Origin of the sequence: Streptococcus pseudopneumoniae (assembly GCF_001070815.1) — a bacterium.
GTDB classification, from domain to species: domain Bacteria; phylum Bacillota; class Bacilli; order Lactobacillales; family Streptococcaceae; genus Streptococcus; species Streptococcus pseudopneumoniae_P.
In genome coordinates this window covers 36,013-58,426 of the sequence record NZ_JVLX01000038.1, presented here as the reverse complement: position 1 = coordinate 58,426, position 22,414 = coordinate 36,013, and the positions used below count along the sequence as shown (strand labels likewise).

20 protein-coding genes and 1 other RNA gene are annotated in these 22,414 nt (G+C 35.6%); 2 read left to right on the top strand and 19 right to left on the bottom strand.

Features of this window, described 5'->3' with window-relative positions; translation table 11 throughout:
• Positions 1 to 121: 121 nt before the first annotated feature.
• The 3 genes from rnpB to ADG81_RS04710 all read right to left on the bottom strand — a co-directional run bounded on the left by rnpB (position 122) and on the right by ADG81_RS04710 (position 1,453).
• Positions 122 to 503, bottom strand: an RNA gene (gene rnpB / locus ADG81_RS09140) — RNase P RNA component class B.
• A gap of 20 nt (positions 504 to 523) precedes the next feature.
• A complete protein-coding gene (gpsB, locus tag ADG81_RS04715; RefSeq protein WP_000146534.1) occupies positions 524 to 853 on the bottom strand; it encodes a cell division regulator GpsB in 330 nt (109 codons plus the stop codon).
• 72 nt (positions 854 to 925) lie between these two features.
• Positions 926 to 1,453 (bottom strand): DUF1273 domain-containing protein, encoded by a 528-nt coding sequence (locus ADG81_RS04710; RefSeq protein ID WP_000205316.1) that lies wholly within the window; start codon positions 1,451 to 1,453, stop codon positions 926 to 928.
• A gap of 66 nt (positions 1,454 to 1,519) precedes the next feature.
• On the opposite strand from ADG81_RS04710, the gene recU reads away from it, so the two are divergent.
• A complete protein-coding gene (gene recU, locus ADG81_RS04705; protein WP_000248752.1) occupies positions 1,520 to 2,116 on the top strand; it encodes a Holliday junction resolvase RecU in 597 nt (198 codons plus the stop codon).
• Positions 2,113 to 4,296 (top strand): penicillin-binding protein PBP1A, encoded by a 2,184-nt coding sequence (pbp1a, locus tag ADG81_RS04700; protein WP_049551056.1) that lies wholly within the window; start codon positions 2,113 to 2,115, stop codon positions 4,294 to 4,296. Before recU ends, pbp1a begins: the two co-directional genes overlap by 4 nt.
• A gap of 141 nt (positions 4,297 to 4,437) precedes the next feature.
• Here the strand turns inward: pbp1a and ADG81_RS04695 are convergent, their stop codons facing one another.
• The 16 genes from ADG81_RS04695 to ADG81_RS04620 all read right to left on the bottom strand — a co-directional run bounded on the left by ADG81_RS04695 (position 4,438) and on the right by ADG81_RS04620 (position 22,408).
• A complete protein-coding gene (locus ADG81_RS04695) occupies positions 4,438 to 6,417 on the bottom strand; it encodes a peptide ABC transporter substrate-binding protein (protein WP_049551055.1) in 1,980 nt (659 codons plus the stop codon).
• A 297-nt stretch (positions 6,418 to 6,714) separates the two neighbouring features.
• Complete coding sequence (rfbD, locus tag ADG81_RS04690) at positions 6,715 to 7,578, bottom strand: dTDP-4-dehydrorhamnose reductase (RefSeq protein ID WP_049551057.1); 864 nt, start codon at positions 7,576 to 7,578, stop codon at positions 6,715 to 6,717.
• 65 nt (positions 7,579 to 7,643) lie between these two features.
• Positions 7,644 to 8,693, bottom strand: a complete 1,050-nt coding sequence (rfbB, locus tag ADG81_RS04685) for a dTDP-glucose 4,6-dehydratase (protein ID WP_004257082.1) — start codon at positions 8,691 to 8,693, stop codon at positions 7,644 to 7,646.
• 13 nt (positions 8,694 to 8,706) lie between these two features.
• Entirely contained in the window at positions 8,707 to 9,300 is a 594-nt protein-coding gene (locus ADG81_RS04680) for a dTDP-4-dehydrorhamnose 3,5-epimerase family protein (RefSeq protein WP_004257085.1), read from the bottom strand.
• Positions 9,301 to 10,170 (bottom strand): glucose-1-phosphate thymidylyltransferase RfbA, encoded by an 870-nt coding sequence (gene rfbA, locus ADG81_RS04675; protein WP_000676151.1) that lies wholly within the window; start codon positions 10,168 to 10,170, stop codon positions 9,301 to 9,303. It abuts the gene before it with no gap.
• Positions 10,171 to 10,257: 87 nt separating this feature from the next.
• Positions 10,258 to 11,313: a sugar transferase gene (locus ADG81_RS04670; RefSeq protein ID WP_049551054.1), complete on the bottom strand. Its 1,056-nt coding sequence runs from the start codon at positions 11,311 to 11,313 to the stop codon at positions 10,258 to 10,260.
• A 10-nt stretch (positions 11,314 to 11,323) separates the two neighbouring features.
• Positions 11,324 to 12,316 (bottom strand): Stealth CR1 domain-containing protein, encoded by a 993-nt coding sequence (locus tag ADG81_RS04665; protein ID WP_049551053.1) that lies wholly within the window; start codon positions 12,314 to 12,316, stop codon positions 11,324 to 11,326.
• On the bottom strand, positions 12,313 to 13,413 hold the full coding sequence (gene glf / locus ADG81_RS04660; protein WP_049551052.1) for a UDP-galactopyranose mutase: 1,101 nt from the start codon (positions 13,411 to 13,413) through the stop codon (positions 12,313 to 12,315). The genes ADG81_RS04665 and glf overlap by 4 nt, the downstream gene beginning before the upstream one ends.
• Before the next feature lie 11 nt (positions 13,414 to 13,424).
• Positions 13,425 to 14,840 carry a flippase gene (locus ADG81_RS04655; RefSeq protein WP_004258296.1) on the bottom strand — a complete coding sequence of 472 codons (1,416 nt, stop codon included), beginning with the start codon at positions 14,838 to 14,840 and terminating at the stop codon, positions 13,425 to 13,427.
• A 4-nt stretch (positions 14,841 to 14,844) separates the two neighbouring features.
• Positions 14,845 to 15,990, bottom strand: coding sequence for an O-antigen ligase family protein (locus ADG81_RS04650; RefSeq protein ID WP_049551051.1), 1,146 nt, complete (start codon positions 15,988 to 15,990; stop codon positions 14,845 to 14,847).
• 35 nt (positions 15,991 to 16,025) lie between these two features.
• Positions 16,026 to 17,096 carry a glycosyltransferase family 2 protein gene (locus ADG81_RS04645; RefSeq protein ID WP_049551050.1) on the bottom strand — a complete coding sequence of 357 codons (1,071 nt, stop codon included), beginning with the start codon at positions 17,094 to 17,096 and terminating at the stop codon, positions 16,026 to 16,028.
• On the bottom strand, positions 17,093 to 18,061 hold the full coding sequence (locus ADG81_RS04640) for a DUF6625 family protein (protein ID WP_049551049.1): 969 nt from the start codon (positions 18,059 to 18,061) through the stop codon (positions 17,093 to 17,095). Before ADG81_RS04640 ends, ADG81_RS04645 begins: the two co-directional genes overlap by 4 nt.
• Positions 18,058 to 18,699 (bottom strand): DUF1919 domain-containing protein, encoded by a 642-nt coding sequence (locus ADG81_RS04635; protein WP_049551048.1) that lies wholly within the window; start codon positions 18,697 to 18,699, stop codon positions 18,058 to 18,060. The genes ADG81_RS04640 and ADG81_RS04635 overlap by 4 nt, the downstream gene beginning before the upstream one ends.
• Position 18,700: 1 nt before the next feature.
• The gene (locus tag ADG81_RS04630) at positions 18,701 to 19,849 is read right to left on the bottom strand and encodes a glycosyltransferase family 4 protein (protein WP_049551047.1); all 1,149 of its coding nucleotides are present in this window, start codon (positions 19,847 to 19,849) and stop codon (positions 18,701 to 18,703) included.
• 2 nt (positions 19,850 to 19,851) lie between these two features.
• Positions 19,852 to 21,024 carry a beta 1-4 rhamnosyltransferase Cps2T gene (gene cps2T, locus ADG81_RS04625; protein ID WP_049551046.1) on the bottom strand — a complete coding sequence of 391 codons (1,173 nt, stop codon included), beginning with the start codon at positions 21,022 to 21,024 and terminating at the stop codon, positions 19,852 to 19,854.
• Positions 21,025 to 21,058: 34 nt separating this feature from the next.
• Positions 21,059 to 22,408 (bottom strand): sugar transferase, encoded by a 1,350-nt coding sequence (locus ADG81_RS04620; RefSeq protein WP_049546747.1) that lies wholly within the window; start codon positions 22,406 to 22,408, stop codon positions 21,059 to 21,061.
• Positions 22,409 to 22,414 lie beyond the last annotated feature (6 nt).

Genomic DNA, 22,414 nt, shown 5'->3' with positions numbered 1-22,414 from the left:
GCCGCAGCGGTCGCGATTAAATTAAATTCTTTTTTCATTTTCAGTCTTATAAGACCTTTCTATATGTCCACTTTAAAAAATGAGGTTGAGAAAATTTCTCAGCCCCAACCTATATGCAATTTTCTATAAGCCATGTTTTGTTCCAGAAGTGACTAGGATCACTTCCTTCGATAATCATCTGTCTACCACTAACAGCCTACAGCTGATAGCAATCAGAGTACTACGTTCGTTTCCGCGTACTCCATGCCCCGACCGAAATTTGGGTTGCTAGCTTGAGGGGTTTACCGCGTTCCACTCTCTCCGTTTCCAGAAAGACTCCGTCACTGTGGCACTTTCAAGTCTACTCTGGCCTATCCAAGGACTTAGCCATTTCAACTGCCGTAACGATTTCTCGTCCCTAGGCTTATGGTTTCGCCTAGCACAAACACTACAGGCATCACAGCCTGTGCTAGCATGGACTTTCCTCATGAAAAGAAATTCTCCTCACGCGATTATCCAAAAATTGCACTTTTCAAATAATCTCTTACAAATCAGAGTTATCCAAAATTTGTTTGCCAAACACTTCTTTCTCAAGACGATTTAGACGTTTCAAAATGTCAAAATTCGTCATAGAAGTTGTAGCTGTCATTTCAAGTGGTTCTGCTTGAACCGGTGCAGATTCAGGTTTGCGAGACAATTCTTCCTTCAACTCTGCAATTTCTTGACGGAGAGACTTGACTAAAGCAGCATAAGTTTCATAGTCCTTGATGACATCGTCCAAAAATTCATCAACTTCAACCTTACTATACCCACGGACTTCACGTCCAAACTCTTGCTCGAAAATATCTTTCGCTGAAAAAATAATACTTGCCATCTCTCTCTCCATTCTCGGTTTCTAATAGTATTATTATATAAAAAAAGGCAAACAAAAATCAAGGTCAAAGGCTTACTTTTCAGAAAAATTTTCTGCTAGCTCATTTAAGTCTTCAAACGTTAACCTTTTTATGCGATAACCTGCCTGATTTTTCATCAAATTGTCCATAAATTTTAATTTGGTTTCATTTTCTGGGTCATAGAAAAAATAAGCTAAGTCAGTATTTTCCAGCAAAAATCGTTGGTAGTCTCGTAGTTGCCCCATGTGTTCATATTTAGGATAGGCATATTTGACAAAATCGACCTGCTTAAATTGGTTAAGTTTAAGCTGATTCGCTTCATTCCAATTTTCCCCGTGTGTTTCAAAATCAAAAATGGTCGCTAGGCTGAAATCATATTCTTCTTTCATTTCATTTGCGACATCTAGCACCCAGGATTCAAATCCCAAGTTTCCTGTAAAAACCAGCCATTTAATCCCTTCTTCTGCTAAACTTTCTAAATCACGGCGAATGGCTTTCTTTATGATTTTTAATCTGATATCTTTTTCATTAAATAAACCCAAGTCAAAGTTAGAATATCCCATAATTAAAGCTGTAGTCATTTTTACACCTTTCTTTCTATTTTTATGGTATAATAGAGTGATGTTATTGTACCAATAAGGAGAAATATGGTCAACTATCCTCATAAAATTTCATCGAAAAAAAGCCAAACATCCATTTCTCAACCAAAAAATTTCGCAAATAGAGGAATGACTTTTGAAAAGATGATTAACGCTACCAACGACTACTATCTAACGCATGGCATGGCAGTTATCCATAAAAAGCCAACGCCTGTTCAGATCGTTCGAGTAGACTATCCTCAACGTAGTCGGGCCAAAATTGTAGAAGCCTATTTTAGACAAGCTTCCACAACAGATTACTCTGGCGTGTATAGAGGATATTACATTGACTTTGAAGCTAAAGAAACGCGGCAAAAAAATGCTATCCCAATGAAGAACTTCCATCTTCACCAGATTCAACATATGGAACAAGTTCTAGAACAGCAGGGCATTTGCTTCGTACTGCTTCATTTTTCTTCTCAACAAGAAACTTATTTGTTGCCGGCACTTGATTTAATTCGCTTTTATCATCAAGATAAGGGGCAGAAATCAATGCCACTTGGATATATTCAAGAATACGGATATTTAGTAAAGCAAGGAGCTTTCCCTCAAATTCCCTATCTCGATATTATCAAAGAACATTTACTAGGTGGTAAAACAAGATGAATAAACAAATTATTCTGCGATTTTTAAAGTATATGGGAATTACATTCCTTACCTTATTTATCGCTTTATTTCTATTAGGTGGTGGTGTCTTCCTCTACTTTGTTAGCAAGGCTCCAGCCTTATCTGAAAGTAAACTAGTCGCGACAACTTCTAGCAAGATTTATGACAATAAGAACGAACTGATTGCTGACCTTGGTTCTGAACGTCGCGTAAATGCTCAAGCCAATGAAATTCCCACTGATTTGGTTAAAGCTATCGTCTCAATCGAAGACCACCGTTTCTTTGATCATAGAGGTGTTGATACCATTCGTATCATGGGGGCAGCATTGAGAAACCTCCAAGGGAAAGGAGGGCTACAAGGGGCTTCGACCTTGACTCAGCAATTAATTAAATTAACTTATTTCTCTACTTCAACTGCTGACCAAACCTTGTCACGTAAAGCCCAAGAAGCTTGGCTGGCCGTTCAACTAGAACAAAAAGCAACCAAGCAAGAAATCCTGACCTACTACATCAACAAAGTCTACATGTCTAACGGTAACTATGGAATGCAAACCGCAGCCGAAAATTACTATGGAAAAGACTTGAAGGATTTAAGCTTACCACAGTTAGCACTCCTAGCCGGAATTCCTCAAGCCCCAAACCAATATGATCCATATTCCCACCCAGAAGCTGCTCTAGAGCGTCGGAACTTAGTACTTTCAGAAATGAAGGGACAGAAATATATCAGTGCAGAAGATTACGAAAAAGCTATTAATACGCCTATCACTGATGGACTTCAAAGCTTGAAGTCAGCCAATAGTTACCCTGCCTATATGGACAACTACCTCAAAGAAGTAATCGACCAAGTCGAACAAGAAACGGGCTACAACCTTCTTACCACAGGTATGGAAGTCTATACTAATGTCGACAAAAATGTTCAACAGAGACTTTGGGATGTTTACAATACAGATGAGTACGTTGCTTATCCAGATGATGAACTTCAAGTAGCTTCCACTATCGTTGATGTAACAAATGGTAAAGTCATTGCTCAGTTAGGTGCCCGTCATCAAGCAAGTAATGTTTCATTCGGCACCAACCAGGCTGTGGAGACCAATCGTGACTGGGGTTCTTCTATGAAACCAATCACTGACTATGCTCCCGCTTTAGAATATGGAGTCTATGACTCTACTGCGTCTATTGTACATGATGTTCCTTATAACTATCCTGGCACTGATACTCCACTCTACAACTGGGATCATGTCTACTTTGGAAACATTACAATCCAGTATGCTCTTCAACAATCACGAAATGTCACAGCCGTTGAGACTTTGAATAAGGTCGGTCTAGATAGAGCTAAAACCTTCCTTAATGGTCTTGGTATCGACTATCCAAGCATGCATTATGCAAACGCCATTTCAAGTAACACAACTGAATCCAACAAACAGTACGGTGCAAGTAGTGAAAAAATGGCTGCTGCTTATGCCGCCTTTTCTAATGGTGGTATTTACCACAAACCAATGTATATCAATAAAATCGTCTTCAGTGATGGTAGTGAAAAAGAATTTTCTGATGCTGGTACACGAGCTATGAAAGAAACTACTGCCTATATGATGACCGAAATGATGAAAACTGTTTTAGCTTACGGAACCGGACGTGGTGCTTACCTACCATGGCTTCCACAAGCAGGTAAGACAGGTACTTCTAACTATACTGACGACGAAATTGAAAAGTATATCAAGAACACTGGCTACGTAGCTCCAGATGAAATGTTTGTAGGTTATACTCGTAAGTATTCTATGGCTGTATGGACTGGTTACTCAAATCGTTTAACTCCAATCGTTGGAGATGGTTTCCTAGTTGCTGCTAAGGTTTATCGCTCAATGATATCGTATCTATCAGAAGATGACCAACCTGGAGATTGGACGATGCCAGACGGCCTATTCCGAAATGGAGAATTCGTCTTCCAAAATAGTGCTAAGAACACTTGGAATAATCCAGCTACACAACAAACACAAACAGTAGAAACTCCAAGCACAACAGCTGAAAGTTCAACTACACAGGCAAGTACGACAGTTGGTCAACAACCCAATAATGCTCCAGCAACTGATCCTAATCAAGGACAAGCTGGCCAGGCTGGTCAACCGACACAACCAGTACAACCAACGCCACAAAATCCACAAGTTCAACAACCACAACAGTGAGATGAAAGAAAATCCTGAGAATAAAAACTCAGGATTTTTTCTACAAAAAAATTAGCTTGATAATCTTTGAAAGTGAGGATAGGTTTCAATTCGTTTTCGATAAACCAAAAGAAGTTAGCGAATAACTAACTTCTTTTTATCTTATTTCACATGTTTTGCAAGTTCTTCTTGCGCTTTTTTATTGGATTCTTCTTTTTCTTTCATCCATTTATCTTGAGCTTTTTGGTATTCATCCACAGTGACTGCCTTGTCTTGAAGTTCCAAGTATTTGTATAGGAGCGGATCGCTTGTCCCCTTGTTACCAGAGAAGGCAAACGGCATCGTAAATGGTACCATCTTAGACAAGATTGGACGACCAGTTTTAGAAGTTGTTGGGATGACTAAGGCACTATCTGTCAACCAAGCTTGAGCTTCGGCATACTTGTTATAACGTTTTGTAACATCTGTAGTTTCTTCCCCTGCTTCATTGACCATTTTATCATAATCATTGAGACCAACCTTCTTAGCCGCCTCATTGTCTTTTCCTGAATCAAATCCTAGATAAGTTCTCGTATTTTCCCCTACAGAAGGCTTGATGATGTCAAGATAAGTTGATGGATCTGAGAAGTCTGGTCCCCATCCAACGTTATCAGAAAGATCCCAATCCTCACCAGCAGCAGTTTGTGCAAATAAAGTAACATTCAATAGGTCATCTTTTTGTAATTGTTGAATATCAATAACCACATTATCAGATCCTAAAGTCGCTTCCAAGGATTGTTTCATAGATTGGACACGTTGAACTTTTGTAGTTGCTGTCTGATCAACAGGCATATCTAGGTGAATTGGGAACTGTACTCCTTCTGCCTGAAGAGCAGTCTTAGCCTTAGCAAATTCTGCTTTAGCTTTTTCAGGATTGTACAGACCGTCTTGAGCATCAGCAAGGTTGACATCCTTCCATTCATCCCCGTAAGTCACCAATTTTTCTTTGACCATATCACCAAAGTTTTTTCCATCTGCTTGAACAAATGTTGGTGGAACAAAGATATTACGTAAGATTTTGCTTGCTCCAGTTTGTCCATTTAGCTGAGAAGCATAAGCTGTCCGGTCAAATCCAAAGGCAATAGCCTGACGGAAATCCTTGTTTAACAAAGCCTTTTTAGTTGAAGTTTTTTGTTCTTCACTAGTCTTAGAGGTATATTTATAGGACTGACGGTCAATGTTTGTTCCTACTACATAAGTCGTAGAGTCCTGTTGCGTATAGACAATGTTGTCCTTCATCTCTTTCTCAAGTTCTGCGAAACTTGCACTTGTTGGATAGAGACGAGCTGCTGAAAGGCTACCATCTTTAAAGTTTTCTGCAGGTTTACTAGTATCTTGACCATCCCAGAATGACAATTTAACTTTGTCAATATGGACATTGTCTTTATCCCAGTAATTAGGATTTTTTGCAAATTCAACAGTAGATTTGGTTACAATGGATTTCAACAAATAAGGACCATTATACAAGATACTGCTTGGATCTGTTGCTTTTGCAAAATCATCCCCTTTTGAGTTCAAAAACTCTTCATTGACTGGCGCTAAGACACCCATAGTTGTTTTAGAATTCCAAAAACTTTCAGGTTTGTTCAAAGTGTATTGGACTGTTTGATCATCAAGAGCTTTAATCCCAACTTGAGAGAAATCTTTATTTTCCCCTTTAGCGTATGCATCCAAACCTTTGATTGAATCCTGTACCAAGTATAGGGCTTCTGATTTCTTATCTGTCGCATATTTAAGACCTGTCACAAAGTCCTGAGCCTTAACAGGAGCATACTCTTCTCCCTCAGATGTGTACCACTTGGCATCCTGACGAATCTTATAAGTGTAAGTCAAGCCATCCTTAGAAACTGACCAATCCTCTGCCATTGAGGGAATAAGGTTCCCGTATTTATCATTTTCAAGCAATCCATCAATTACATTACTAGTAATGTCAGCAGTCGCTGCCTTACCAGTTGTTAAGTAGTTGAGATTATCTGGGTCTGTCTCGTAGGTAAATGCAAAAGTCTGCTCTCCTTTAGTAGCAGAACCACCAGAACAAGCCGCTAAGACACCTGTAGCTAATAAAGTGACTCCCGCAAGAGCCAATACTTTCCTTGTTTTCATAGTATTCTCCTTTGTTTTTCTATCCATTATAGACCCTTTTTAAAGTCCTGTCAATAGAATTTTCTGAATTTTAGAAAATTATTTTTTAAACAACAGTTTTGCAAAAATATGAATAATATCAAAAAACCTCAACTACATTAGGTAGTCAAGGAATTATTAATCATATTTGAAAATAGCATCTGAGAAACAGTTTTAATTCTTTAATCTAACTCATTTCTTACACACTGCAAAGCTGTTGTCATGAGAATATTATATCTATTATTTTCGTGGGGAGTTCATTAACGACCAGGATTCAAATTAGTTAATATCACTTTTTACTTCTTGTTTATAAAATTCTTTCAAGGCATCTTGCCAAGTTGGAATAACAAATCCAGTAGCTTTAGCTTTAGCCAGACTCATTGTTGAGTTTAACGGACGTTTAGCTTTTGCTGGAAATTGACTTGAATCTACTGGCTTGATTTCCACATCTGTATCTTTCAAAATTTCAACTGCAAAATCATACCAAGTTGTGTCTTCTGTTGCGTCATTCGATAAATGATAGTAACCAAATTCCTTGCAATTTTCAGCTAGATAAGTCATAAATTCAGCCAAGGTACGAGTCCAAGTTGGGCGACCATGCTGGTCATTTACAACCGTTAATGTCTTATGAGTTTTCGCAAGGTTTTGCATCGTAAAAACAAAGTTTTTACCGTAATTTCCAAATACCCAGGCAGTACGGATAATATAGAAATTAGACACATACTTCTCAACTAACTCTTCTCCCATGCGCTTTGTACGTCCATATTCTGTCTGTGGATCTGGTCGATCATCAACTTCCCACTCTTCTCCAACTGGTTTCTTACCGTCAAAGACATAGTCGGTGGAAATATAAACTAGGGTTGCACCATGCTTTTCAGATGCTTTTGCGACATTTTCTGTCCCCGTAACATTGATAGCAAAGTCTAATTCTTTCCCTTCATCCTCTGCTGCATCAACAGCGGTGTAGGCAGCACAGTGGTATACTAAAGTCGGTTTAACTTCTTCGAAAACTTTCTCAACCATTTCTTCATTTGTAATATCCATCTCAGCCACATCTACTGCTACGTATTCTTCATTACGCTCATCCAATAAGTAACGAAGTTCAGTTCCTAATTGACCTTTTGATCCTGTAATTAAAATCATCTCTATACCTTTCAATTTTATAACTCTTCCCAATATAGCAATAAAAAGCAGCGATTTCCTGCTTTTTATACTGTAATAATCTCCTGAGTCTTAGCATAATTGGCTTCAACAGCTTCTTTCTCTGCTTTCCACCAGTCTTGGTTGTCTGTGTACCACTTGATGGTCTCTTTGAGACCTGCTTCAAAGTTAGTAAACTCTGGTTTCCATCCTAGTTCATCACGAAGTTTGCTGGCATCGATGGCATAGCGGAGGTCATGTCCTGCACGGTCAGTTACATGATCATAGGCATCTGCATCTTGGCCCATTTCCTTAAGGATAAGTTCCAAAACTTCCTTGTTGTTCTTCTCACCATCAGCCCCGATTAAGTAAGTTTCACCGATTTGACCTTTTGTCAAGATTGTCCAAACTCCCGAAGAATGGTCATTGGTATGAATCCAGTCACGAACATTCTTACCTTCACCATAAAGTTTTGGCTTAATTCCACTTAGGATGTTGGTAATCTGACGTGGGATGAATTTTTCAATGTGTTGATAAGGACCGTAGTTATTTGAACAGTTAGAAATCGTTGCCTTGACACCAAATGATCGTACCCAGGCTTTTACAATCAAGTCTGAAGCGGCCTTGGTTGATGAGTATGGAGAGCTAGGATTGTATTTGGTATCAGCAGTAAATTTCTCACCTGGACCTTCACCATGTCCTGGCAAATCCTCACGGAGAGGGAGATCCCCATAAACTTCATCTGTCGATACATGGTGGAAGCGAATATTATATTTGCGAGCTGCTTCCAAAAGAGTATAGGTTCCGATGAAGTTAGTATGTATAAACGGTGATGGATCATTCAGTGAATTGTCATTGTGACTTTCCGCTGCATAATGAACGATAGCATCTGCTTGAACAGCCAACTTGTCTACCAACTCCGCATCAGCAATATCTCCAACAACCAACTCAACACGATCACCTAAAATTTCTTCAATATTAGAGCGATTTCCAGCATAAGTCAACTTGTCTAATACTGTCACGTGAACATCTGGAAAGTTCTTGTAAACATAATGAACAAAGTTAGAACCGATAAAACCTGCTCCACCTGTCACGATAATTTTTTTGTATTCAGTCATAGTCTTTCCTTTTTTACAAATCTTCTTTTTTCAAAGGTTTTACATCCTTAAGTAGTGGATGATTTTTATCTGCCTCTGAAACCTCTGCTTCAGCAAGATTGGCCCACTCAATTCCTAATTCTGGATCTGCATAATTGACAAAGGCATATTTAGGTTTCAAATCTAATGCCCAATAATCGTTGACCAGATAGCTATAAGAGACTGTATCTGATAGAACCTGAAATCCATTAGCCACACCACGGGGAACAAAGATACCCTTACTTGCATCAATTACTGTTTGATAGGTATTTCCGAAAGTTTCGCCCTCGCGTAGATCAACCCAAGAACCCAGAACCTTCCCACCATCTGCTACAGAAATGTACTTATCCCAAGGTTCTGCGTGTAAACCACGGAGAACATTTTTACGTGAGAAGGATACATTGTTTTGTAATTTTCCTTCTGTAAAGAAATACTCTGGGAAACCAAGAGGGAGCATTTTTTCCTTTTGGAAATTTTCTTTGAACCAGCCACGATTATCACCATGAACAGGGATATCAAATTCTAACATACCTGGAATAGCTTCGACCTTACGAACCGCAAGCGCCTTACCGAAAAAATTATCTGTCATCTATGCTTCTCCAATCAAACGGAGCAAATATTGTCCGTATTCATTTTTCTTAAGAGGTTGCGCCAACTTTAATACATCCTCACGGCTGATATAACCCATACGATAAGCAATCTCTTCTAAGTTTGCCACTTGAACATTTTGCATCCGTTGCACTGTCTCAATGTACTGTGACGCCTCTAATAAACTTTCATGAGTTCCAGTATCTAACCAAGCAAAACCACGCCCCATTAGCTCAACTGATAAGTCTCCACGTTCTAGATATGCTTTGTTTACGTCTGTAATTTCCAATTCACCACGAGGGCTTGGTTTAATATTTTTTGAAATTTCTACAACATCATTATCATAGAAATAAAGGCCGGTCACTGCATAATTGGAACGAGGATGTTCTGGTTTTTCCTCAATAGAAACAGCATTCATCTCCTCATCAAATTCCACAACACCAAATCTTTCAGGATCCTTAACTTGATATCCAAAAACAGTTGCACCTTTCTCCTTATTAGCAGCCTTCTGAAGCATTTTAGATAGACCAGGACCATAGTAAATATTATCTCCTAAAATTAGGGCGACACTGTCATTTCCAATAAATTTTTCACCGATAATGAAGGCCTGGGCCAAACCATCTGGACTAGGTTGTTCCGCATAAGAAAGATTAATTCCCAACTCCGAACCATCTTGAAGCAGCTCTTTAAAACGAGGTAAATCATGAGGAGTAGAGATAATTAAAATATCTTTGATACCAGCTAACATGAGTGTCGATAGAGGATAATAAATCATGGGTTTATCATAAACCGGCATCAGTTGTTTGGATATAGCACGAGTCAAAGGATACAAGCGAGTTCCTGAACCTCCTGCAAGGATAATACCTTTCATAATCGAACTACCTTTCTATATTAAATTAGAATTTTTCTAATTAGTAATCAGAGACAAATGATACATTACTTAGTGAATTTAAACTAATTATTTAGTTAGTTTCTCTAAAGCTGTTTTCAAATAATATCCTGATCTTATATTATTTCCTACCTTTTGTGCATTTTCTACTAACTCTTGATATTCTTCTTCCGAAATATTATTGATTGTTTCTTGTATGTCAAACAAAGAATCAACTGTGATACCACAATTATTCTTTAAGACAAAATGAGACAAAGCAGATTCCTTCCAAACAATGATAGGGAAACCAGAAGCCAAATAAAGTGACGCTTTATGAGAATTGTTATAGCGTAGATACTCTCCAAAAAATCCACTACAAGTCTCAGAACTGTCACCATCCCAAACTAAACCAAAACTTCCTTCCAATACTGATGGAAGTTCATCTGGAAGAAATGAACCAAAGTAGGTTTCATTAGATAACTTCCTAGACTCATCAAACCCAACACCATATAAATTAAATTGTGGTTCTATAGGTAATGAGTATAGATATGCTGCTTTATCTTGTGATAAATTTCCTGCAACAATTATTGGTTGTTCTTTTCTTAAACTAGTTTTTTCTATAAAATCTGGAATTAAATAATCAAAGATTTCTAAATTAGTAATTTTTTCTCCCCGAATTCCTTTATTAACCAATACGCCTTTCATTACTTCATTATGAGCAATAATACCATTTACATTATGTAGAGAAGATCCCTCCGTAATTTTCATACGTAATTTCATTCTAAAAGGTAATGTTTCAGCATTTACAAAACGTAAAGTTTCTAAATCATGAATCAGAAAATAGGTTTTAACTCCTTTTTTTCTAAGGGATTTTAGTAAATTACTAAACAGTAAAGAATGATGTAATAATGGAAATTGTATAACAATCTCATCGCCTCTTTTTAAAAGTTTAAATGCATTTGATAATGCTTGATACTTATGTATTTGTGCCTTGAGTACATTCATTTTATACCAATCATCAACCAATACTCTTAAAGGGATATATCCCAACTCATTCAACACAGTTTCAACATCATTACGTGCTTTGTTCCCAGCATTTTTCTGATTAATATCATTTAAAAATTCTTCTTTTAAGTAGTATCTCATATTTTACCTTTCATTTTTCAAATGATGACTTTTCTGGATAGCGTTCTTCTAATAATTTTTTGAAAAGTATAATACTTCTTTCATCAATATTAATATTATCATTCACACATAGTAGTTTTCGCTTTTTATTTCCAAAAATCTTCTTCAGCTTATCAATTTGATTTAGCTCAATTGATTCACCCATATTCTTTGAAATCGGATAAAACTCATTACTTTCAATTTGCCAGTGCTGACAAATATACTGATTCACATCCACCCCATAATTTCTGAATTGATTCCGTGATGTTCTATCTAATACCTCCTCCTCAATCTCCCAAAGATGAGCTAAAGTGCTCTTTTTCATTGGAACTGGAAGATGCTGATTTACATATCCTGTAGGCCCCCAGGGAAGTAATAAGATATTCTTCATTATTAAAGTACCATATCTATAATTAAAAAATTTCCAAGGAGAAGACTTTAAGGCTTGCTTTTTGGGGAAATGACGATAAATTAACTCAACATTATTATGATAAGTGTTTGTATACGACGACCATGGAACTAAAGCATCGTAAACTGCTAAAAGCTTCGGTTGATTATTTTTGAAGAAATCTGAAGGTTTTACATCTTTTATCAAATACATGTCATCGTTAAAATAAATAAAATTCTCAGACAATCCTTCAATTCTATGAAGATTTAACTCAATAGCCGCTGAATTAAAAGTTGGAAGATAGGATGCTGGAATAAATTCCTTATGTGATATAAATCTCAACTTTGGATGACTAAGATTCAGCCAACTAGGTTTTTGACCATTCGTAATTAAATAAATATTATTGACCCACGGCGCATGTCTCTCAATCATACGAAACCAATACTGAAAAATTCCATATTCACGATAACGCTGTTCACCATCTGCGTCTACATTTAACGATTCCTTTTGACTAGTTACTCTTTGTTTTTCCTTAATAAAGTTAGGATCACTTCCATCTACCCAGAGAACAACGATATCAATCTTTTCTTGTGTCATTGTGAAAACTCTTCTTCTACAACATTCAAGGCACGTTCAATGACCACATGCATGTCGTAATATTTATAATCAGCCAAACGTCCACAGAAAATGACCTTATCGTTCTGTGCTGCTTCTTCTTGATATTTAGCAAACATAGCATTGTTTCTCTCATCATTGATTGGATAATAAGGTTCATCTCCACGTTTCCAATCAGCTGGGTATTCACGAGTAATAACCGTTTTGTCCTGAGTACCATACTCAAAGTGTTTATGCTCAATAATGCGAGTATAAGGAATTTCACGTTCTGTATAATTCACAACTGCATTTCCTTGATAATTTTCCTCATCTAGAACTTCATGCTCAAAACGAAGACTACGGTATTCTAACTCACCATGTTTATAATCAAAGTATTGGTCAATCATCCCTGTAAAGACAACTTTTTCAGCAGAAGTCTCTAATTCTTGACGATTGGCAAAAAAGTCAACGCCGAGTTCTACTTCTACATCTTTCAGCATATTTTCGATGATAACGTTGTACCCCCCAATTGGAATTCCTTGGTAACGGTCATTGAAGTAGTTATTATCAAAAGTCAAACGAACTGGTAGACGTTTAATGATAAATGGTGGGAGGTCTGTCGCAGAACGTCCCCATTGCTTTTCAGTATATCCTTTAATCAATTTTTCATAAATATCTGGACCGATCAATTTGATAGCCTGTTCTTCCAAGTTTTTAGGTTCAACGTCCTGCATATGTGCTGTTTGTTCAGCAATCTTATCTTTGACTTCTTGAGGAGTTTTTGTCCCCCACATAGCATAAAAGGTATTCATATTGAAAGGTAGATTATAAAGACTGCCCTTGTAATTAGCGACAGGTGAGTTGATATAGTTGTTAAATTCAGCAAATTGATTCACATAATCCCAGACTTTCTTGTTAGAAGTATGGAAGATATGGGCACCATATTTATGAACATTAACACCTTCTACATTCTCGCAGTATATATTCCCACCAATATGGTCACGTTTATCAATAACTTTTACTTTTTTTCCACGCTTGGTTGCTTCATAAGCAAAAATTGCTCCAGACAGACCAGCACCAACGATTAGATAGTCGTACATAATACACCCCTTTATTTTTTTAATAATTGTTGTTTTAACTCATTTGGATTTATTACCTTTAAGATTAAGATCAAGCTGGCATAAATTATTGCTCCTAGAACAGCATACAGTCCCACATTAATCATCGGTGATACATTTAGGAATTTTTTTATAAACAACAAAATACCATACATAACTCCAGATGAGATTATAATTTTGATCAATGAACCTAGAATGGGCACCTCTCTCAAATAAGAACGAGTATAGAATAACTGTATCCCCCAAACTAATGCCTCTGTTAAAACAGACACAATGGCCGCACCTATATAGCCCAACTTTGGAAGCAAGATAAGATTTAATCCTACACTAACAATAGCAGGAATTGTTGTTGACAGCATAAATTCTTTATTTTTATTATGAGGTATTAAGATTTGAATCCCCATAATATTGGTCCAACCAATAAAGAACATTCTAAAAATCATAATGGCTATCGCATAACGTGCCTCTTGAAAATCTTGCCCCAGGAAAAAATTTACAAAATCATCATTTACGATTAACATCCCTGCCATAATAGGGAAAATTACCAAATTATAAATCAGAAATGACATCTCATGCATCTTGTTAACTGCTTTATGATCTCCTGAGGATAAAAGTTTTGAAACTCGTGGTAACATAACACTACCCAATGAAGTTACTAGAGTTAATAAAATATTAATAAGTTTCAAAGCTTGGTCATAAATACCTACATCTCTTGTTGAAGCAAGAGCTCCAAGCATAGTGCTATCTAATGTTACATAAAGCGATATAGCAATCTGAGGTAAGAACAATAAGATGACTGGCTTCAAATGCCTTTTAGCATACATTAAATCAAAGTATGGTTTACCAATAAACTCTCTTGCTGGTATCCACATACTTAATTGTCCCAACAATTCAAAAGTCGTCAGAAAAAAAACATATAAATATAGGTCGTTTACTGATCTTATGAATAGAAAGATAGAAATAACACCAGCTAATTTCACAGTAATATTTCTTACTGTAATCTTTCGAAAATCCTCTAAACCTTGAAATAACCAAGAAATATCTAGAGCTTTAGAAAGCAAACTAAAACCTAGAATATAGGCCACAGGATTTTTCATAGCAGGTAAAGTCAGGCATAACAAAACATACAGTACAAAAGAACAAATAGCTGCCCCTAGCTGTAAAGTATAAATTCCCCAAAAATTCTTACGAATTATTGTTCGATTACCAGAAATCTCCTTTGTCCCATAGTTGGCTACTCCTAAAGCAGCTAACAAAACAAAATAGGCAACAATGGAGTTGAAGAAGCTATAGGTTCCTAAATCATCTGAAGAAAATACTCTCGTAACGTATGGGGTTGTGATGATAGGCAGTATTATGAGTAATAGCTGATAAGAAAGATTATAAGCATAATTTTTTAGAACTTTCATAGTTTTACAATTCTCTTATTTCCTTATTTTGAACATCATACAAATTAGCAAAAATAGTAAACATAAAAATATTGTATCCTGGTCTTATCCAGAAAGCTTCAATCATACAGTTAATTGTAATAAGAGATAACAAGGCTAGAAATAAAAACTTTTTTTGTTTATAAACTTTTTTTGAAGCAAACACATAAATCAATACTAGTAATACAACAGGAATTAATCCGTAATAAAATAACATTTGGATATAAGAGGAATCAACATAGTTATAACTATGAACCGACTCAGTAGTCCCTCCGTAGCCAATAAACTTTACTCCAGCTTTACCAAATAAAGGTAAACCATATGTATCCAGTGCATTTTTACCTAAAAACAATCTCATACTAAACAGATTATTTAAATTCACATAGAACGAAGAAGACCATGTGAAAAAGTAGGAAACATAAAACATGAAAGCAGAAAAAATAAGAGCAAAATATGGCATTATACTGTATACTCTATATTTTCTTTCTTTAGTGTAATACATGATTATGAAAATCAAAGTTGCAGCAAGTATAGATAATACATTTAGTCGCGCATCACAAAATTTTAGTATAAAAAATGCTAAAGATAGTCCTACAATCGTTCTGATAAATATATATTTTTCTCTAAGCAAATAACCCCAAGCAATAAATAGGTAAAAACAGTGAGAAGCAAAATCAGTTGGATAGATGAAACCAAATGAATTTCTAACTACTAAACTAGATGAGCGAATTTGAGCAAATTGTAAATTAGGTACTACTCCTAAAATTGAGAGTAGAAATATTAACAAAACAATTGTACCTGATACACCCACATATGTTTTCAAAACTACATCAACATCTACTTGGTACAATAGTATAATCAACAATGAATAAAGAAGAAAATTGGTCCCACCTGTACGTAAAAATACTATAATACTTGTCAGTATCAACAAGATACTCGATACAATATAAAATGAACTAAATTTTTTTATAAATAAAAATCTAAAAATCAATAATAAAACTACACATATTAATAAAACCACAGGAATATTAGGTAGTGTCCTATTCAACATTGTAGTCATAATAGTATCATATCCAGTAATTATGGTCAGTACAAAAATAACCAAAAGGTTCTCAAATTTAATTTTTAACATAATATCCTTTTTACTGTTAATGCTTATAGCCAGAATTATTTAAAAGCAATCTTGCGTAAGATTGGATTCATTTTCATTTTTTCAATAAATATAACGATCTGAAATTTTTTTCTTGCAAGAAGATCAATACATAGTCTCCGAAGAAAGGAGGAAATATCTTGCCGCCTTAATAATGTCTTATAAGACCCAATAATTTGATTCCTATTTCCTGAAAAAATATCGTAAAAAGCTTTATTAGCAATTATAGATCGCAGTAATTCTATCTTATCTTTCCTTCTCATATTTAAATTAGAAATTTGAAAGGTTGCGCTTACAATGATTTTCGTCTTAATTTCTTGAATTAATGTGGCATCTTCTAATTGGAACTGTTCAAGTAATTTATGTAATTCTTGAAGTTCATCTAATTGAATTTCAATTCTCCTAGGATGAAAACTGGTTAATGCTGAACCACTTCTACCAGCAATATAATTATAGAGTGTCGAATCAATAAATAGAATAGTATTTAAATGTCGATAAACTTGAAAATTGAATAAAGTATCTTCTCCTATTTGTTTATTAGGAAACCTAATATCATGCTTTAAAATAAATGTCTTGTTATAGATTCTTGACCAAACATTATACATCATATCAGTTTTGAATAATTCTATAAATTCATTTCTAAATTCACTCTTTCCAAAAAGACCACAATGTGTATAAAAATGAGGGCGACAAGACAATACCGTATTCCCATTTTCTTTAATTTCATTGTAGCCAAAACAAAGAACATCCCATTTTTGTTTTAAATTAGAAGAAATCTTCTCAAAGAAATTATCTGACAAAAAATCATCCGGATCCATAAAATATAAATAATTTCCCTTCGATAAAGAAATACCTAAATTCCTAGCTTCTGCCACTCCGTTATTTTCGATGTGACTAACAAAAACATTTGAAAAATTACTTTGGTACTCATCACAAATTGCACCACTTTTATCACTTGAACCATCATTAATTAGCAGAATTTCATATGTGATTGATGACGGTTGCAAAAGTATTGAATCTAGACCCCTTCTTAAATAATTTTCAACATTATATACTGGAATAATAATGCTCAAATCTATATTATTCATTTACTCTTCATCCTTAACTTATGTCGAATAAAACCTAATGTCCATTTTTCTCTCTTAAACTTCTTTAAAAATGTTGACTTAACATATTCCCAATAAAATCTATTATTTGTTACTTTTTCAATCTCTTGTATAGAAATTTTATCTCCAACGACTAGTCGGTTAGGTATAACATAAAATGAATCGACAACCTCAAACTCTGGACATTCAATCGTCCTTTTTTGGAAATGTGCATATAATGGATGTTTAACGACTAGCTTATTGTCTTTAATTTCAATACTTTCAAGTCCATTCTTTTCTGACCAAAAATAATAACGTTTAGGTTCATTTTCACCATATTCTCGAAATGAGAAATGACTAATATCGATATCATCAAAAAACTTATCTTGTAGTTGTTTGAAATGACATTTTTCAAAAATCTTTTGGATACCGTTTGCCTCATCAAAAATAAAACTTTGCTCATTAGTGAAGACATTTTGATAATCCAATCGATAGTTTGAACCTTGGCCAGACATAAATATATAGTTAACCTCTTGTGAATTTTTAAATATTTGGAGGTGACCAAAAAGACCATATCGAGCATAATCATTCTCAAAAAAGCTATGCTTTTCCAGAAATTGATAAATATCACCAAGTAAGACATCTGTATCACAAAATCCCCAGTAATCATACTCTTTTAATTCTTTTTCAAAAATAAGCCCGTAAGCAACCCTATAGTCACATAATTTGTAAGGTGTTTTGAGAGAAATTTTAAAATCAAACTTAGACTGGACTTTTTCTCTTAACTCATCAAAAGAAAGAGTTACAAATTCTATATTTTTAGCATTTAAAATTTCAAATTGCTCAACCTTTTGATCCGTATAAATTAAGAAATCAATCTTTTGATTACGTTTGGCAGTCAACAAAAAATAAGGGAAAAACTTTGGAAGTTTTCCGAAATATGGAATAATTAGTCTTATCTTTTTCATTTAGTTAAATCCTCCCCACCCTTATTCAACCAAGTAACAGCATTAAAATAGCGGTGGTAAGTTTTTAAATCGATACCCACATGGCCTTGCTTCTCAGCTGATTTAAAGTGGACCAACGAAGGTAGGTCACTATAATTCTTCGAAGAGAAAATCACCTTACTCTTGTATGGAAGCTCTTCAAACTCTTTCATCAACTCATAGGTACAGGCATCATTATCATTGAACTTGAAATACAAATTATCCCAATGCATTCTCTTTAAACGGCGATTCCATTTTTGAGTAGCTTCTTCTTCATCTGCATAATGCAAAAAATGAAGTTCAATATCATCAAGAAGTGCAAGTGGATAAGCATTATCAAAGTCTTTGATATATTTTGATTCCTTAACAAATTTCAAGGGGATGTCTCCACTCAAATAGTGTTTTAAATTCTTGAGCATTTTGATGTAATCAGGCGAAAAGAGAAACATCCCTACAAATGGTGTTTGATAAGGCAAGCCCAACTCCTGATAAACTTTCCCAGCCCAACAATTATCACTAATGATAGTGAAATTTTTATTCTTGAGCCTTCGTCTAGGAATAAAATTAATAATTGGATAAACGATAGGTTTTAATTTATTTTTTAGTGTTTCGCTGTTCATATTAGTACTTCTTATATAACTCTGAGAAATTACGAATATAACTTTGTAATGAAAAGAGTTCTTTTTGGCGTTTGACAGAAGCCTTGCCAAATTGCTCTCTCTTCTCGGTGTTATCAGCCAATTCTTGAATAGTTTTAGACAACTCTGCAGGCTGATTTGGTGTGGCAAGAAGACCGTTTTCATCTTCCTTAACCATTTCACAGACACCACCATGACGGTAGCCGACTACAGGTTTGCCACAAGCCATTGATTCGAGAACTACAGTTGGTAGAGGATCTGGATTGGTACTTGGCAAGACAAAGATATCAAACATATTATAGAGCTCTGTTGTCTTACTATAATAATCGATACGTTTGATTTGTCCAGCTACTGGTGAGTCTGATATAACCTTCTCTAGCTCATCAACTCGCCATTCTTCACCTTCAAAAGCACTCCCTGCCAGAAAGGCTACTGCTTTTGGATTAGCTTTTAAGATTGGAGTCACGGCTTCTAAGAAGTCGCCTTGACCTTTCCATGCATTCACTCGACCAACCATTCCGATAACCAAAGCATCCTGTGCAATACCAAACTGGTCACGAACTGCACTAGCATCCATTTCATGATAGACGGCATTATCAACACCATTATATATGACTTGAACTTGGTCATTTTTTACAAAGCGAGACTGCTTGACGTGGTTGGCAACAGCATTTGAAACTGTCACAATCGTATCCGCATAACGCCCCATCAAAAAGTTGATAAAATCAGAGATTGCTTTTGGTTTAACAATAATTTCATGCACATGCCAAATCAAAGGTAATTTCAACTTACGTTTGAGATAAATACCCTCAAGTACCGCAGTCGTATTGTTGTGAATAAGAGTAATGTCATTATCCTTAGCATATTTAGCAATTTGCTTTGAATAACGATTATAAGAGCCAAAATACTCAAGAATTCCCTTAGGATTAAAATATTTACGACGCAAAATTGGATAATCGATAACTTTTACCTTAGCCCCAACCTTTTCCAATGCACTCACTAAGACACCGTTGTTTGGCAAGATGACATGAGCCTCAAAGGCATCTTTATCCAACCCCTTAATAAGCTCCAACAAAACCTTGTCAGCACCATACATTTCGGCACCAGCGTGAAGATATAAAATTTTCTGCATTTCTATCCTTTAAATACTTTCTCGTAGTCTGTAACAATTTTTTCCCAAGTGAAAGCATCCGCAATTCTCTGATTTGATTGTCTATCTAACTCATCAATCATTTTTGCATCGAATTGTTCAACCTTCTCGATTACTTGTGAAAGCTCATCTTTTTTCCAATAAATCGCACTTTGCTCTCCAACTTCTCGGTTAAAACCAACATCTAGCAACAAATTCAGTTTTGTTGATGCTAGAGCTTCTAGTAGAGAAGGGTTTGTCCCCCCAACCTCATGCCCATGGAAATAGGCAAAAGCATTTTCACGAATGTACTTGAGCAACTCTTGGTCATAGACTGTACCGACAAATTTGACCCTAGGATCTTTATCAAAACCAGTATCCTGTAACAACTGATCGTAAAATTTATTCTGCTCCACATTTGTGATGAGGACAAAGTCCTTCTTGGACTTGGACTTGATAAATTCACGAATCATGGTTTCGTAGTTGTTTTCAGGGACGAATCGTCCCACCACTAGATAATAACCATTTTCGTTAATTCCTTTTTCCTGATACCAGTTCCGAACCTTTGTGTCTTCTGCTTTCAGATTTGAAGGAGCAGTATCAGTACCATAGGCAATATAGGTGGTCTCTGGTTGATACTGTTTATAGTCCTCCTGAATATATTGTTCAATATTTTTGCTATCGCATACCAGTAAATCAGCATGCTTGACCATGAGTTTCTCTGAAAATTTCCAGTACTTACGAACTGGCATGCTCCACTTTGCTCGCAACCATTCATGGCCATCTGGATTCACAAGCAAGGTGCCCCCAATAGCTCGAATTTTTCTCTTAATTCTTGAAATAAAAGGACCAATACGACAAGCCAGAATGTAAAAAATGGGAGCTTCGTCCTTGTTTTCCTTAGCCAATTCAATAGCCTTGTTGACTGCTGCAATATCGTAAGCGATGGCGCGGGCTGGTCCGATATTGGGCACATCAACATTGAAACAAATGGCTCCATTATGCTCAAACCGGTCTTCCGTGATACCAGACTTGGCTGAATTTTCACGCATACAAGCAACATAATATTGTATGTTGCTGTCTTTTTGGTATTCGGTTAATTTTTCCACAAAGGTTTCAAACCCTCCATATTTGGCAGGAATCCCTTTTGAACCAATGATATAAACTGCTTTTCTCATATCACTCCTACTTTATTTTATAATAAAACAAAAATTATTTCGCTCCATCTTTCATTACTACAACTTTTATTGTCTTCAGTAAAATCTCAATATCTTTCCAAATTGTCCAGCCATCTAAATAAGTAACATCTAATTTTACTACATCATCGAAGTTTGTAATATTACTTCTACCACTAATCTGCCAAAGGCCTGTAATTCCAGGTTTAAAACTGAGACGACGTTTTTGTTCGGGTGTATACTTCATATACTCATCTAAGGTTGGTGGTCTAGTACCAACTAAACTCATATCGCCTTTTAGAACATTCCAAAATTGTGGCAATTCATCTAGACTCGTCTTTCTAATAAAGTACCCTATCTTTGTCACACGTGGATCATTTTCAATCTTAAACATCCCACCCTGCATCTGGTTCTGACTCATCAAATCCTTCTTGATTTCCTCTGCATCTACTCTCATAGAACGGAATTTATAAAATTTAAATATACGTCCATTTCTACCAACCCTATCCTGGGCAAAAATAGCAGGACCTCCATCTTTTTTTATCAAAGGAACAAGAAAAATAGACACTATACCACAAATCACTAGACCAAATAAGGATCCGATTATATCTATCATTCGTTTTAAAGCAACATCACTAGAACGATAAAAGGTTGTTGAAAAATTAACCACACTAGAATTCCCAAAACGTTGAATCGCTTTTTCACTATTGGTTACAAATTCTAAAGCCGCAATATTAACAGCTACTGGCAAGCCCATCATTTCAAATTGAGAAACAAAATCTGCAATTAAAAAATTTTCACTTGGAAGATTAATCACCACTTGATCTACTACTGATCTCGTAGCATAGGTTACTAAGTTATCCAACGTAACGATTGTCAAATTAGAAGACTCAAAATGCTCATCATCCACAATACAAACAGCTGAAACATAGCCATACTCATAAGTAGACAGTTGCTTTAGTACTCTCTCAACTCGTGCACGTGTGGTCACTAGCAAGATACGCTGAGTATATTTTTTTTGAAGTGATAGATATTTCCAAATCTTACGAATCCAAATATTGACAATCATTAGCATAATTGAATTTACAGTCACAATGCATAATAGATTAGCTAATGATAAATATGGTATATTTGGTTCTAAAATAGGAAAAACTATACAGGATAAGAAAATATAAACCAGTATATATTTTAACGTTTGTATACATTCCTCTGCAAGGGTCCGGTATTTGAAATTTTTACTATATGCACTAATGTAGTAAGAAATAGTGTGAACCACCATCAGGAATACCAGAAGTTCATGACTAGCTAATACAAACGATAACAGATAAATTGGAAACAGTTGTATTATGAGAATCTCTAGTTTTCGAATATTTGATACTTCTCTCAAAACTAC

Coding starts and splice junctions, on each gene's coding strand:
- gpsB (WP_000146534.1), bottom strand. CDS start 853: ATGGCAAGTATTATTTTTTCAGCGAAAGATATTTTCGAGCAAGAGTTT.
- ADG81_RS04710 (WP_000205316.1), bottom strand. CDS start 1,453: ATGACTACAGCTTTAATTATGGGATATTCTAACTTTGACTTGGGTTTA.
- recU (WP_000248752.1), top strand. CDS start 1,520: ATGGTCAACTATCCTCATAAAATTTCATCGAAAAAAAGCCAAACATCC.
- pbp1a (WP_049551056.1), top strand. CDS start 2,113: ATGAATAAACAAATTATTCTGCGATTTTTAAAGTATATGGGAATTACA.
- ADG81_RS04695 (WP_049551055.1), bottom strand. CDS start 6,417: ATGAAAACAAGGAAAGTATTGGCTCTTGCGGGAGTCACTTTATTAGCT.
- rfbD (WP_049551057.1), bottom strand. CDS start 7,578: ATGATTTTAATTACAGGATCAAAAGGTCAATTAGGAACTGAACTTCGT.
- rfbB (WP_004257082.1), bottom strand. CDS start 8,693: ATGACTGAATACAAAAAAATTATCGTGACAGGTGGAGCAGGTTTTATC.
- ADG81_RS04680 (WP_004257085.1), bottom strand. CDS start 9,300: ATGACAGATAATTTTTTCGGTAAGGCGCTTGCGGTTCGTAAGGTCGAA.
- rfbA (WP_000676151.1), bottom strand. CDS start 10,170: ATGAAAGGTATTATCCTTGCAGGAGGTTCAGGAACTCGCTTGTATCCT.
- ADG81_RS04670 (WP_049551054.1), bottom strand. CDS start 11,313: ATGAGATACTACTTAAAAGAAGAATTTTTAAATGATATTAATCAGAAA.
- ADG81_RS04665 (WP_049551053.1), bottom strand. CDS start 12,316: ATGACACAAGAAAAGATTGATATCGTTGTTCTCTGGGTAGATGGAAGT.
- glf (WP_049551052.1), bottom strand. CDS start 13,413: ATGTACGACTATCTAATCGTTGGTGCTGGTCTGTCTGGAGCAATTTTT.
- ADG81_RS04655 (WP_004258296.1), bottom strand. CDS start 14,840: ATGAAAGTTCTAAAAAATTATGCTTATAATCTTTCTTATCAGCTATTA.
- ADG81_RS04650 (WP_049551051.1), bottom strand. CDS start 15,990: ATGTTAAAAATTAAATTTGAGAACCTTTTGGTTATTTTTGTACTGACC.
- ADG81_RS04645 (WP_049551050.1), bottom strand. CDS start 17,096: ATGAATAATATAGATTTGAGCATTATTATTCCAGTATATAATGTTGAA.
- ADG81_RS04640 (WP_049551049.1), bottom strand. CDS start 18,061: ATGAAAAAGATAAGACTAATTATTCCATATTTCGGAAAACTTCCAAAG.
- ADG81_RS04635 (WP_049551048.1), bottom strand. CDS start 18,699: ATGAACAGCGAAACACTAAAAAATAAATTAAAACCTATCGTTTATCCA.
- ADG81_RS04630 (WP_049551047.1), bottom strand. CDS start 19,849: ATGCAGAAAATTTTATATCTTCACGCTGGTGCCGAAATGTATGGTGCT.
- cps2T (WP_049551046.1), bottom strand. CDS start 21,024: ATGAGAAAAGCAGTTTATATCATTGGTTCAAAAGGGATTCCTGCCAAA.